The sequence below is a fragment of the Saccharobesus litoralis genome (assembly GCF_003063625.1).
In the GTDB taxonomy this organism is placed as follows: Bacteria; Pseudomonadota; Gammaproteobacteria; order Enterobacterales; family Alteromonadaceae; genus Saccharobesus; species Saccharobesus litoralis.
The window spans coordinates 4,717,300-4,730,558 of the sequence record NZ_CP026604.1; the positions used below are offsets into that span (position 1 = coordinate 4,717,300).

Sequence of the window (13,259 nt, forward strand, 5' to 3'; positions counted from 1 at the left end):
CTATTATACCGTTTTTTTAGCATTATCTGGTCTAGCCTTTTTTAACTTTCATAATCAAAATACACTTGTTCTTCACCGACAATTTGTTGTAAGTCATATATCAATCTGTCCTTAGGCGTAATATACCAATTAACACCAAACTTGATATTCGCTTGGGCTTTATCTGTTTTGTATATTGCCTTAACCGGTACAGAACCTTGATGGTAATTCTCCATCACGGCTTTTAACTTACTGGTAAAACCGTCAGTCAGCGTACTTGAGTTGATATGAAAAGTAAGCGATTTAACCGTTTGCTCACGCGCGGCAACTATGTCTTTAACCTCTGATGCCCCCATCATATTGGCATCGCTATAATCATCAAATTGCACGCGACCTTTAACAATAATGATTTTATCTTTCTGCAATAATTCTTCTGCTCTATCATAATCATCAGGGAAAAAGCGTACATCTATACGCGCTGATTTGTCATCAATGGTGGCAATGGCCCAACGCCGGCCTTTCTTGTTGACCATCACTTTAACCCCTAGTATTAAACCAGCAGCAGTTACCTCTACCCCTCTAGGCGTGGGTTCTAAATCAGCGACTTTACAATTCACATAATGACGTAGCTCTTTACGATAGCGGTTGATTGGATGCCCAGTTAAATATAAGCCTAGCGTTTCACGTTCCCCCTCTAACCAAACCTCTTCTGGCCACTTAGGTACATTGGCAAACGCTTTTTCAACATCTTCAGGTTCTGTGGTTAACACACCAAACAAATCATCTTGACCCATTGCTTGATCTTTATGATGTTGATCGGCGGCCTTTAACGCATCATTTAAACTAGCCATCATAGCCGCGCGATGAGGGCCCAGTTGATCCATAGCACCCGCTTGCACCAACTTTTCTAATACCCGTCGATTCACTTTTTTCAAATCAATCTTGGTACAAAAATCAAATAAATCGGTAAATCGCCCCTGAGTTTCTCGTGCATGAATGATAGCTTCAATCGGTCCTTCGCCTACGCCTTTAATTGCCCCTATGCCATAAACTATCTCACCTTTATCCGTCACGGTGAACTTATACTGCCCAGAGTTAACATCTGGCGGCAATATTTTAAGGCCCATTCGTTCACATTCGTCAACTAACGTCACCACCTTATCCGTGTTATCCATATCCGCAGACATAACTGCTGCCATAAACTCCGCTGGGTAGTGAGTTTTCATCCACAAGGTTTGATAAGAAACCAAGGCATAAGCCGCTGAATGCGATTTGTTAAATCCGTAACCGGCAAATTTTTCTACCAAGTCAAAGATTTTCATGGCTAATTCGCCATCTATGCCGTTATTAATTGCTCCTTCTTCAAAAACAGCACGCTGTTTAGCCATTTCTTCTGGCTTTTTCTTACCCATGGCACGACGTAACATATCAGCGCCGCCCAACGTATAACCAGACATGGCTTGCGCAATCTGCATGACTTGCTCTTGGTAAAGAATAATGCCGTACGTCGGTTCAAGGATCTCTTTCAAACATTCGTGTTGATAGTCAGCATCTGGATAAGAAACTTCTTCGCGACCATGCTTACGATCAATAAAATTATCAACCATACCTGATTGCAAAGGCCCCGGACGAAACAGGGCGACAAGTGCAATCATATCTTCAAAACAATCGGGCTGCAGACGCTTAATCAGGTCTTTCATACCCCGCGATTCGAGCTGGAACACGGCCGTTGTTTCAGAATTTTGTAATAGACGAAAGCTAGCGGGATCATCAATAGGAATAGCCGTAATATCAATTGGCGGCTTGCCTCGCTTAGCATTTCGCACGTCAGCCATATCAATTGCCCACTGCAAAATTGTCAGTGTGCGTAAGCCTAAAAAGTCAAATTTAACTAACCCTGCGGTTTCAACATCATTTTTATCAAACTGGGTGACGGGTTGTTTGCCTTCTGCATCACAGTACAAAGGGGCAAAATCAGTAATAGTTGTCGGTGAGATAACCACGCCTCCGGCATGTTTACCCGCGTTTCGCGTACAACCTTCAAGGCGACGCGCCATATCAATTAACGCTTGCACCTCTTCATCAGCATCATAGATTTCAGGTAATCTTGGTTCAGCTTCAAACGCCTTTTTTAACGTCATGCCGGGATCAGGCGGTACCAACTTAGTAATGCGATCAACAAACCCATAAGGATGGCCAAGAACACGCCCTACATCACGAATAACCGCTTTAGCTGCCATAGTACCAAAAGTGATGATCTGCGAAACCGCATCACGACCATACATATCAGCAACGTGGGCAATAACCTCGTCACGACGGTCCATACAAAAATCCACGTCAAAATCTGGCATGGACACCCTTTCAGGGTTAAGAAAACGTTCGAAAAGTAAATCAAACTCAAGCGGGTCAAGATCGGTAATTTTTTGCGCATAGGCTACTAATGAACCTGCACCTGACCCTCGCCCTGGACCGACCGGTATGTTGTTGTCTTTACTCCATTGAATGAACTCCATTACGATTAAGAAGTAACCGGGAAAGCCCATCTGGTTAATAACATCCATTTCAATTTGCAAGCGTTCATCATACTCGCCACGTTTTTCAGCTCGAACTTGTGGATCAGGAAACAAAAATTCGAGCCGATCTTCTAACCCTTCTTTTGATACTTTAACTAAGTAGTCTTCATCACTGAGTCCACCAGTCGGGAATTTAGGTAAGAAATACTCGCCTAATCGAATAGTGACATTACAGCGCTTAGCAATCTCAACCGTATTAGCCAAGGCTTCTGGAATATCAGCAAAGCGCTCGCACATTTCCTGTTCAGAGCACAAATATTGTTGCGGCGAATAGCGTTTAGGCCGATTAGGGTCATCCAGAGTATAACCATCATTGATAGCTACGCGTATTTCGTGAGCGTCAAAGTCATCCTCTTCCAAAAAGACCACTTCGTTAGTCGCCACCACAGGTAATCCTACCTGAGATGCCAAATCAACCGCCATATGAAGATAATTTTCTTCATCTTTGCGTTCTGTTCGGATCAACTCCAAATAATAAGCATTTGGGAAATGCTCTTGGTAGAAGGCAACAAATTGATTAACTTGTGCAACATTACCCTTAATTAATGCTTTACCGACATCACCTTCAACCCCACCGGAAAGTAAAATTAAACCTTCGGCGTGTTCTACCAACCAAGCCTTATCAACAACTGCTTTACCTTGTACTTCACCGCGCTGGTAAGCTTTAGAAATAAGTAAAGTTAGGTTTTTATAACCCTGATTATTTTGACAAAGCGCAACCATCCGAAACAACTCGTTACCGAGTTCACTTGATTGCAGCCACAAGTCGGCACCAATGATAGGCTTTATACCTGCACCATGAGCTGCGCCATAAAACCGCACCAAACCACATAAATTCATCTGATCCGTGATCGCCATTGCTGGCATCTTCATGTCTTCAACTTTACTCACGATAGGTTTGGTTTTCGCCACACCATCAACCATAGAAAAATCGGAATGAATGCGCAGATGAATAAACTTAGGATCAGACATTAACGAGACTCCAAGGCTCTAATAACAGGTTTAAATGATTTACGGTGTTGCTCGATTGGCCCTAACGCCTGCAATTTTTCCATATGTAACTTAGTTGGGTAGCCTTTGTGCTTATTAAACTCATAGTCTGGGTACTGCTTGGCTAACTCAAGCATTTGTCGATCACGAAACTCTTTAGCCAATATAGAAGCGGCACTGATTGCAGGAATTAAATCGTCACCTTTGACTATAGCTTCACACGGCATAGTTATGCCTGTAACAGGCTTATTGCCATCAACCATAACAAGTTCAGGTTGGGTTGTTAGGCCTTCTATTGCACGACGCATGGCTAAAAAGCTCGCTTGTAAAATATTAATATCATCTATTTCACTAGCCGTTGCTTCAGCTACAGCCCAAGCTAACGCTTTTTGTTTGATCTCAACTTCAAGGATAGCTCTTTTTTTATCAGACAATTTTTTAGAGTCTCGCAATCCTTCGATCGGTTGCTCAGGATCCAATATAACCGCAGCAGCAACAACTGAGCCGACAAGAGGACCGCGTCCGACTTCGTCAACGCCTGCGACTAATTGTGCATCTTTGGCTAACTCACTAAACAAATCATTTTGCATGATTATCTTCTCACTAATTCTGCAATAGCTAAGGCGGCATGCTTACCCGCATCTTTTTTCAGTTGGTGATGTATTTGGCTAAACTGCTGCATCATGTCTTGATTATCTGACGTAAATAAACGCTGCAGCTCTTGCTTTAATGCAGTTGGTGTTACGTCATCTTGCAATAACTCTTTAACTAACATGCTATCTGCTAGTAAGTTGGGTAAGGAAAAGTACTTAACTTTAACTAAGCGTTTAAAAATCATATAGGACAAGGTTTTAAAGCGATACGCAACAACCATAGGCCGTTTAATTAAAGCCGCCTCTAGGGTCGCCGTACCTGACGCCATTAACAACACATCCGCCGCAGCCATTACGCTTTGCGCCGATTTTTCAAAGTATTGAATAGTCACGTCCGGAGCATATTTTAATCGAGCGGCTTCGAGTTGAGCTTGGCGTTTGGGATTAACATACGCTGAAATCACTTGTAAGTCAGGCAGTTCTGTTTTCAACTCAACAATGGCTTTAAGGTAGGGCTCGCCAAGCAATTCGATTTCACTACTGCGGCTACCACAAAATAAGCCTAAGGTTGCGCGATTAGCAATATTCAATTGTTGTCGAGCTTTTAGTTTGTCGCTTTGTAATGGAATTTGATCCGCTAACGTATGACCAATAAATTGGCAAGGCACATCAAATTTATCGTAAAAGGCTTTTTCAAAGGGAAATAAAGCTAGCACCAAATCGGTGGCTTTTTTCACTTTAAATACCCGTTTTTGACGCCAAGCCCACACAGACGGGCTCACATAATGAACGGTTTTAATACCGACAGCCTTTAACTTGCCTTCTAAGGTTAAATTGAAATCAGGTGCATCGATACCAATAAAGATATCCGGCGGTGACGCTTTCCAATAATTAATAAGCTGTTTGCGAATAGATAAGAGCCGAGGTAAACGCCCGAGGACTTCAACAATTCCCATCACTGCCAGTTCTTCCATATCAAACAGCGCTTTGCACCCTTGAGCTTTCATGCCTTCACCGGGCACACCTTCAAAAGTAGCGTCTGGAAATATTTTTTTTAATTCTTGGATAAGGTTGCTGCCGAGGATATCACCCGATACCTCACCAGCAACTAATGCAATGCGCATAAGACTCGCCTATTTAACGAATTATGCCGCGATTTGATTGCTCGATAAAATCGACAAAAGGTTGGATAGCCGATTCTTGCTTAGCAGATTCAGCTAATTGCGCAGTCGCCTCAGCTAAGGTCAATCCGTTGCGATATAAGGTTTTATACGCGTTACGTATGGCCAATATTGCATCTTTAGAATAACCACGGCGTTTTAAACCTTCGCTATTGATACCATGAGGCTCAGCATTTTGACCTGCCACCATTACATAAGGCGGAATATCTTTTAATACCACAGAGCCAACAGCACAAAACGAATGACTGCCAATTTTGCAAAATTGGTGAACCCCAGTAAAACCGCCCAAAATAGCAAAGTCGCCAACATGGACATGCCCGGCTAATGTCGCATTGTTAGCCAAAATATTGTTGTCACCAACAATACAATCATGCGCAACATGTACATAGGCCATTAACAAATTGCCTGACCCTATTTGAGTCAAGCTATTATCTTGGGTTGTTCCTCTGTGGATAGTGACAGACTCTCGAATAATATTGTTATCACCAATAATGAGTTCTGTCGGTTCGCCTGCAACAAACTTTTTGTCCTGACAGTCTTCGCCAACCGAGGCAAACTGAAAGATCCGGTTACCTTTACCAATTTTAGTTGGGCCTTTAATAACCACATGCGAGGCGATTTGGCAGTTATCACCTATTTCAACATTAGCAGCTATATAAGTCCAAGGGCCTATGGTAACGTTTTTACCAATCTTAGCCCCAGCTTCAATTATCGCGGTACTGTGTATCAAATTACATCTCTCTAGCGGCACACATAATTTCCGCTGAGCAAGCTAACTCTCCGTCAACTTTGGCTTCACACGAAAATTTCCACATGCCACGTCGTTCTTTAATTAGTTCAGCGTGCAAATGCAGTTGGTCTCCAGGAACAACTGGGCGCTTAAATCTAACGTTATCAACTGAAGCTAATAAATATAGTTCATTGCCTGTTAGGCCGCCACGCGCTTGCATGGTTTTAAAACCTAAAATACCAGTAGCTTGCGCTAAGGCTTCTATAATCAACACACCTGGGAAAATAGGCTTTCCTGGAAAGTGACCATTAAAAATAGGCTCGTTGATAGTAATATTTTTGTAACCATGCACTGACTTTTCAACTTCAAAATCAACAACACGGTCAATTAATAAAAACGGATAACGATGCGGCAATAGTTCAAATATTTCTTGGATATCAACCGTATTTAATTCGCTACTCAAAACTCTTATTCCTGTACTTATTGCGAAACGGCGCGATTATAACGACTTATTGCCAAATAACCGCTCCGATTAGTTAATCTTCGCTTGTTTTTAATTCCGCTAATTGCTTTTCTAGCTCTTTTACCCGATCAAATAAACTTTCAACCTGGCGTAATTTCACCGTATTGCGCCGCCATTCTTTATTTGTGGTAGCAGGTTGACCTGACGAGTAAACTCCGGCTTCTGGCAAGCTTTTAGTGACCATAGAAAATCCGGTGACATGCACATCATCAGCCAACTGAATATGACCGTTTAGCGCGACACCACCAGCTAACGTACAACGTTTTCCGATATAGGTACTACCAGCCATGATAACGCCACCAGCAATAGCTGTGTTTTCATCAACTTCAACGTTATGAGCAATGTGTACCAAATTATCTATTTTTACACCTTGACGGATCAGGGTGTCTTTAATGGTGCCACGATCAATTGAGGTATTAGAGCCAATTTCAACATTGTCTTCTATAACAACACGGCCAACCTGAGGGATTTTTACCCATTGGCCTTTATCATTTGCAAAACCAAAACCATCCGAGCCAATAACAGCGCCCGAGTGAATGATGCAATCGTCACCTAATTGACAGTTATGGTACAAGGTGGCGTTTGCATATATTTTACAGCCTTTACCCACCTCGGTATTTTCACCAATGTAAGCGCCGGATGCAATTTGACTACCAGCACCAACAACAGCACCTGCACAAACGGTGGCACCACTGGCTATGTTTGCTGTGGGATCAATTTGTGCCGACTCATGAATAAATGCATCGCTGGCAATACCGTTAGCAATATTCGGTGTAGTATCCAATACTTGAGCCGCTAATGCGTAGGCAAGATATGGATTATCCGCTAACAAACAAGAACCTTGATATAACTCGGCGAACTCTGGCTTTAAAATAACCGCAGCCGCCTGACAACTGGCAAGTTGCTTAGCGTACTTTTTATCATTTAAAAAAGTGACTTTTTCTGCATCGGCTTCTGGAATACCAGCAACGCCATTAATTTGCTGCTCGCCATCACCTTGCAATGTTGCGCCAATGCGCTGAGCCAGTTCGGCTAGCGAAATCGTCTTCATTATTTGATTTTACTAATTTTATCAACAAGCTTAGCTGAAATATTGTCGCTTTCGTTTGCATAGAAAGGTACCGACTCTTTACGTAAAATTAAGTCATATTTACCTTCAGCGGCAATGGCATCAATATTTTGCTTAATCAATACCAATAATTTATTGCGCTCTTCCGCTGAACGACGACGCATTTCTTGGTCTAAACCTTGCGCTTTTTTAGTAAAGTCGTCACGCAAAGAAAGTACTTTTTTAGCGTTTTCTTGCTTTTCAGCTTCGCTCATGGTTGCTGCTTCGCGCTTTTGCTTATCCATGTAATATTTGATGTCTTGTTCCATACGACGTACTTCTTCAACACGATCTTTAAATTCCGATTCAATCGTATTCTGAATAGCTGCCGCTTGCGGTAACTGTTGAAATACAGCTTGTACATCAACAATGCCAATTTTTTGTGCAGCATTCGCAACGGACGCAAAACCACTGGTTAATGCCAACAACAATGACGCGGCTAAAGTTAACTTTTTCAAGATATATCCCCTTTGTTGAGATTCTTATAATTTTATTAGAATGTATTACCGATGTTGAAGCTAAAGAACTTAGTTTCATCATCATCGAATTTTTTCAATGGTTTAGCAAAGCTAAAAATAATCGGCCCCATCGGCGATATCCATTGCACTGAAATACCAGCAGACGCTCTAAAGCGCATAGGATCCGAATAATCATCAATGATTGCAAGCTGATCTGGATCTAATTCTGCATATTTTCCAAAATCGAACTCAGTATCCCATACGTTACCAAAATCAACAAAAGCACTGGTACGGAATGATGTACTCGCGGCTGGCTCAACAAAAGGCAATGGGAAAATCAACTCGACTGTCCCTAACGCTTGCGCGTTACCACCGTTAGAACGAGCGTTTTGGCTACCATTAGTCGTATATTTTTGTAATAGGTCAAAACGAGGATCAAGTACGATAGTATCAACATTACCTTGACCGTCCGCCGGGCCGCTTATGGTTTGTGACGTTCGATAAAACAGTTTAGGACCAACCACACTATTCTCAAACCCACGCATGGTAGATTGACCACCGGCTCGGAAGTATTCCCACGTAGGTAATACGTGATCATTACCATTGCCAATCTCTCCATAACCGTTGGCATAGCCTAAACGTAACCGCGTGGTAAACACCCATGAATGAAAACGATCTAATGGGAAATAATGTTTATCTTCAAACGATAATTTAAAATATTGGTTATCCGAACCTGGAACGGTAATCTTACCCGTTAAGTTTTGACTATTACCCGCTGTTGGAAACATACCTTTGTTCAATGTGCTACGAGACCAACCAGTTGATAACTCATAGTTATCAAAAACTAACTGGTTTTTATCATTCTTTTTGTCATCATAAACAATATTGAATGAGCGCATCATTTCAGATGGTTGCGAGAAGTTACCCATTTCATTATGAAAATAGCCTACTCCCCAACGAATGCGATTCACTTCGTCAATTGGGTAACTTAAATTAAGTGATGAAGTAAAACGCGTAAGTTCGTAATCTTCGGTATTAGAGAACGAGTTACCGTAGTCGATTTCTTGATAAGAAACTGAGCCCCCTAAACTGATACCATCCACGGTAAAATAAGGATCAGTAAAACTCACACTAGCAGTTTTAGCATACGAGATGGTATTAACGTTAAACGCTACCATATTACCCGTACCTAAGAAGTTATTATGTTGAATACCGGCTTGCATACTAAAGCCTGTTGCATCGCCATAACCTATACCAGCGTTAAATTGCCCTGAAGGCTGTTCTTTTACAGTAAAGATAACATCGACTTGATCATCTTGATCAGGCAAGCGAACAGTTTCAAACTCAACCGACTCAACATAAGGTAAGCGTTGAATTCGAACTTTAGACATTTCTAATGAATAGCTTGATAGCCAAGCTGATTCCATTTGGCGTAGCTCACGACGTAACACTTCATCATCTGTGGTTTCATTACCTTCAAAGATGATACGACGCACGTTAATTCGCTTACCGGGATCAACCTTAACGGTTAACGCAACTTCTTTTTTCTCGTCATCAATTTCCGGAATAGTTTCTACTTCAGGAAATGCATAACCCCAGTTGCCCAACATCTTCGAAATGGCTTCTTCACCACCTGTCACGGCTGCAGCGTTATATAAACTACCTTTAGGAAAGCCCATAATACGCTTGAATGCCTGCTCTTGATTGACTAAATCACCAACAAACTCAACTTTTGAAATGGTGTAAGTTTCGCCTTCTGATACGTTTAACGTAACATAGACTTGCTCTTTATCAGGCGTTAATGATACTTGGGTAGAGTCGATGGCAAAACGAATATAACCGCGATCTTTATAATAAGATTCCAGCGTTTCCTGATCACCTTGCAAGGTTTGCTTTTGGTAACGATCACTTGAGCCGAATTCCCACCAAGCTAAATCTTGCTGAGACTCAAATTTACTCAGTAATAAATCATCCGAAAACAGTTCATTACCAACAATATTAATTTGCTTAACTTTGGCTGCATCACCCTCGGAAAATTCAAAGGTCAAATTTACACGGTTGCGCGGCAAATAGGTGACTTTCGCTTCTACATCGGCGTTGTACTTACCAATACTTTGGTAAAAGTCTTCCAGACCTTTTTCAAGGTTAGCTAAAAGCGTTTTATCTAAAGGTTCACCCGCACGAATATCTTGCGAATCAAGATTCTCTTGCAACTGCTCATCTTTTAAATCTTTATTGCCTTCTAAAATAACTTCGGCAATGGTTGGACGCTCTTGAACTTTAAAAATTAATGTATTGCCTTCACGGTACGCTTCGATAGATTCAAAATGACCCGATGCAAACAAAGATTTAATAGTTTGAGTTAAACGAAATGAGTTAACCTTATCGCCAGACTGCAATGGGACATAGGTTAACGTTGCGCCAAGCGCGACACGCTGTAGACCATTTATCTTGACATCATCAAGGATAAACTCTTCAACTGCATTCGCGTTTGCACTCAATGCCAGTGCTAACGCACCAGTGAGTAAAGATTTTTTAAAATTCATTAGAAAACTAACTCAAACCAAACTTGTTATAGACGAGCGATATCATTAAAAATGGCTATGCTCATCATGCTAAATATTAAAATTAGCCCTATCTTATACCCCAGTTCCTGAACACTTTCTGGAACTGGCTTACCAGTGGCAAGCTCGATAAGGTAATAAAGTAAATGGCCGCCATCAAGTACAGGCAAGGGTAAAAGGTTAATTATTCCCAAATTAACGCTAATAAAGGCCATAAAGCTTAAAAAATGTACTAACCCATAACTTGCAGTGGTACCTGCCCCCTCAGCAATGGTCACAGGTCCACTTAATGCTTTTATGGAAACTTCACCACTTAACAGCTTTGCAACCATGGCAAAACTCAAAGTAATCGTATTCCACGTTTTTTCAACCGCTACCGGTATAGCAGCCAGCACATTATACTGTTGATGATTAGTATATTCTGGAGGAAAAGGCTCAACTGTAGGTGATACCCCAACAAAGCCAACGGTTTTTCCATCACGGTGTTTTGTGACGCCTAATTTCAAGAAAAGTTCCAGCTCGCGCCCATTTCGCTCAACCTGAATCGCAATTTCTTCATTGGGATAAGGCCATACTTGTGTTTGGAAATCACGCCAATCGGCAATTTTGTTACCGTTAACCGCAATAATTTTATCGCCAATTTGCAATACATTAAATGCCGGAGACTTATCAGCAACCTGACTGACAATAGCGTGAATATTGGGTCTATAGGGTTTAATACCAATAGATGTTATTAAACTTTCACTTTCCGGTTTAGGTGTCCAATAAGTTAAATCGAGTACGCGAGATTTAGGTTGTTGCTGATGTTTCGCTATCACTTCCACAATAACATCTGGCGCGCCAATCACGCGAGACAATTCAAGTTGCACATCTTGCCAAGTATTTGTCCGCTGGCCATTAATCGAAAATATTTCACTACTCGATTGAATATTAGCCTGCGCAACAATTGAGTCTTTAACTATGTCACCAATAATCGGCTTAGGCGACTGGACGCCAATTAAGTACATTGCCCAAAATGCAACAATCGCCAATATAAAATTAAAAATAGGCCCAGCAGCTACGATAGCAATACGTTGACTAACCGGCTTATAGTTAAACGTTTGGTCGTGGTAGGCTTGGGGAACGTCTTCTATTCTGGAATCAAGCATTTTAACATAGCCACCCAATGGAATGGCGGCTATAACATACTCAGTGCCTTGCTTGTCGTGCCATTTAAATAAAGGACTGCCAAAACCAATTGCAAAACGCAACACTTTAACACCACATTTGCGCGCAACAATAAAATGACCATACTCATGCACAGTCACTAGCACGCCGATTAAAATGATAAAGAAGAGCAAATTCCATATAAATGTCATTTAGTTAACCCTTCTGTGTTGCGCGATTAACTGATTGGCAGTATGGCGAGCTTCTGTATCTATCGACAAAATTGCTTCAATACAAGTGGCTTTATGTGGTTGATACGTTTCTAATGCTAATTGATTCAACTGGCTAATTTCAGTAAAGCCAATTTGGTTATTTAAAAATGCGGCAACATTGACTTCATTGGCGGCGTTAAGCACTGTGGTGGTTTCTTGCCCTTGCTTAAACGCTTGTTTGGCTAAATAAAGGTTAGGATAACGCGCTTCACAGGGTTGGCTAAAACTAAAATCACCACCGGTGACAAAGTCGTAAGGTTGTACTTTGGTTGATAATCGCTCTGGGAACCCCATTGTATGTGCAATAGGTGTGCGCATATCTGGCTGCCCCATTTGCGCCAACACCGAACCGTCCTGATAACGAACCATTGAATGAATGACTGATTGTGGGTGTATTAGCACTTCAATAAACTCTGGCGCCACTGAAAACAAATAACAAGCTTCAATAAACTCTAAGCCTTTATTCATCATGGTGGCCGAATCAACCGAAATTTTTTGTCCCATACTCCAGTTGGGATGAGCGACAGCTTGAGCAGGGGTTTTACTGGCAAGCTCTTGTAGTGGAGTATCTCTAAAAGGCCCACCAGAGCCGGTTAAGATAATAGAGCTAACCCCAAAGTCCGAAATGGATTTGTGTAGGTAATCTTGTTGATAATCAAGAGGCAAGCTTTGAAAGATAGCATTATGTTCACTATCCACTGGCAATAAGGTCGCATTATTTAGCTTCACTTGCTCAATAAATAATTGGCCCGCCATGACCAAGGATTCTTTATTCGCTAATAAAATACGTTTACCGGCTTGCGCTGCTGCTAAGCAAGGCTTTAAACCTGCAGCGCCGACAATGGCCGCCATCACGGTATCAACCGCCGCATGGCTAGCAACGTACTCTAAGCCTTCCACGCCAATTAACACTTCAACATCAAGATGAGCAATAAGCGGCTTTAATTGACTCGCGGCTTTTTGACTCATGACAACAGCATAAGATGGAGCAAACTCGATACACAGCTCAGCCAGTTTTTCGACTTGAGCATGACCTGTTAGGGCAAATACATTAAATAGTGATGGATTGCTACGCACCACATCTAATGTATTGAGTCCGATTGAGCCTGTTGCACCTAAAACCGAGAGTGTTTGCATAAACC

General features: G+C 41.7%; 10 protein-coding genes. All 10 read right to left on the reverse strand.

The genetic code is table 11. From position 1 onward, the window contains the following. Positions 1-41: 41 nt before the first annotated feature. Entirely contained in the window at positions 42-3,524 is a 3,483-nt protein-coding gene (gene dnaE, locus C2869_RS17695) for a DNA polymerase III subunit alpha (protein ID WP_108604202.1), read from the reverse strand. Further along, a complete protein-coding gene (gene rnhB / locus C2869_RS17700; RefSeq protein ID WP_108604203.1) occupies positions 3,524-4,132 on the reverse strand; it encodes a ribonuclease HII in 609 nt (202 codons plus the stop codon). Before rnhB ends, dnaE begins: the two co-directional genes overlap by 1 nt. 2 nt (positions 4,133-4,134) lie before the next feature. After that, entirely contained in the window at positions 4,135-5,259 is a 1,125-nt protein-coding gene (lpxB, locus tag C2869_RS17705) for a lipid-A-disaccharide synthase (protein ID WP_108604204.1), read from the reverse strand. A 13-nt stretch (positions 5,260-5,272) separates the two neighbouring features. Further along, entirely contained in the window at positions 5,273-6,046 is a 774-nt protein-coding gene (gene lpxA / locus C2869_RS17710) for an acyl-ACP--UDP-N-acetylglucosamine O-acyltransferase (RefSeq protein ID WP_108604205.1), read from the reverse strand. 1 nt (position 6,047) lies between these two features. Then, positions 6,048-6,509 carry a 3-hydroxyacyl-ACP dehydratase FabZ gene (gene fabZ / locus C2869_RS17715; RefSeq protein WP_108604206.1) on the reverse strand — a complete coding sequence of 154 codons (462 nt, stop codon included), beginning with the start codon at positions 6,507-6,509 and terminating at the stop codon, positions 6,048-6,050. A gap of 73 nt (positions 6,510-6,582) precedes the next feature. Further along, positions 6,583-7,620 (reverse strand): UDP-3-O-(3-hydroxymyristoyl)glucosamine N-acyltransferase, encoded by a 1,038-nt coding sequence (gene lpxD / locus C2869_RS17720; protein WP_108604207.1) that lies wholly within the window; start codon positions 7,618-7,620, stop codon positions 6,583-6,585. Continuing rightward, a complete protein-coding gene (locus C2869_RS17725; protein WP_108604208.1) occupies positions 7,620-8,135 on the reverse strand; it encodes an OmpH family outer membrane protein in 516 nt (171 codons plus the stop codon). Before C2869_RS17725 ends, lpxD begins: the two co-directional genes overlap by 1 nt. 35 nt (positions 8,136-8,170) lie before the next feature. Next, positions 8,171-10,681, reverse strand: coding sequence for an outer membrane protein assembly factor BamA (bamA, locus tag C2869_RS17730; RefSeq protein WP_108604209.1), 2,511 nt, complete (start codon positions 10,679-10,681; stop codon positions 8,171-8,173). 26 nt (positions 10,682-10,707) lie between these two features. Next, on the reverse strand, positions 10,708-12,057 hold the full coding sequence (gene rseP, locus C2869_RS17735) for a sigma E protease regulator RseP (RefSeq protein ID WP_108604210.1): 1,350 nt from the start codon (positions 12,055-12,057) through the stop codon (positions 10,708-10,710). Beyond that, positions 12,058-13,254 (reverse strand): 1-deoxy-D-xylulose-5-phosphate reductoisomerase, encoded by a 1,197-nt coding sequence (gene ispC / locus C2869_RS17740; protein WP_108604211.1) that lies wholly within the window; start codon positions 13,252-13,254, stop codon positions 12,058-12,060. Positions 13,255-13,259 lie beyond the last annotated feature (5 nt).

Bases quoted from the DNA above. Each gene is read 5' to 3' on its own strand.
- rnhB (WP_108604203.1), bottom strand. From the start codon at position 4,132: ATGCAAAATGATTTGTTTAGTGAGTTAGCCAAAGATGCACAATTAGTC.
- ispC (WP_108604211.1), bottom strand. From the start codon at position 13,254: ATGCAAACACTCTCGGTTTTAGGTGCAACAGGCTCAATCGGACTCAAT.
- dnaE (WP_108604202.1), bottom strand. From the start codon at position 3,524: ATGTCTGATCCTAAGTTTATTCATCTGCGCATTCATTCCGATTTTTCT.
- bamA (WP_108604209.1), bottom strand. From the start codon at position 10,681: ATGAATTTTAAAAAATCTTTACTCACTGGTGCGTTAGCACTGGCATTG.
- rseP (WP_108604210.1), bottom strand. From the start codon at position 12,057: ATGACATTTATATGGAATTTGCTCTTCTTTATCATTTTAATCGGCGTG.
- lpxD (WP_108604207.1), bottom strand. From the start codon at position 7,620: ATGAAGACGATTTCGCTAGCCGAACTGGCTCAGCGCATTGGCGCAACA.
- lpxB (WP_108604204.1), bottom strand. From the start codon at position 5,259: ATGCGCATTGCATTAGTTGCTGGTGAGGTATCGGGTGATATCCTCGGC.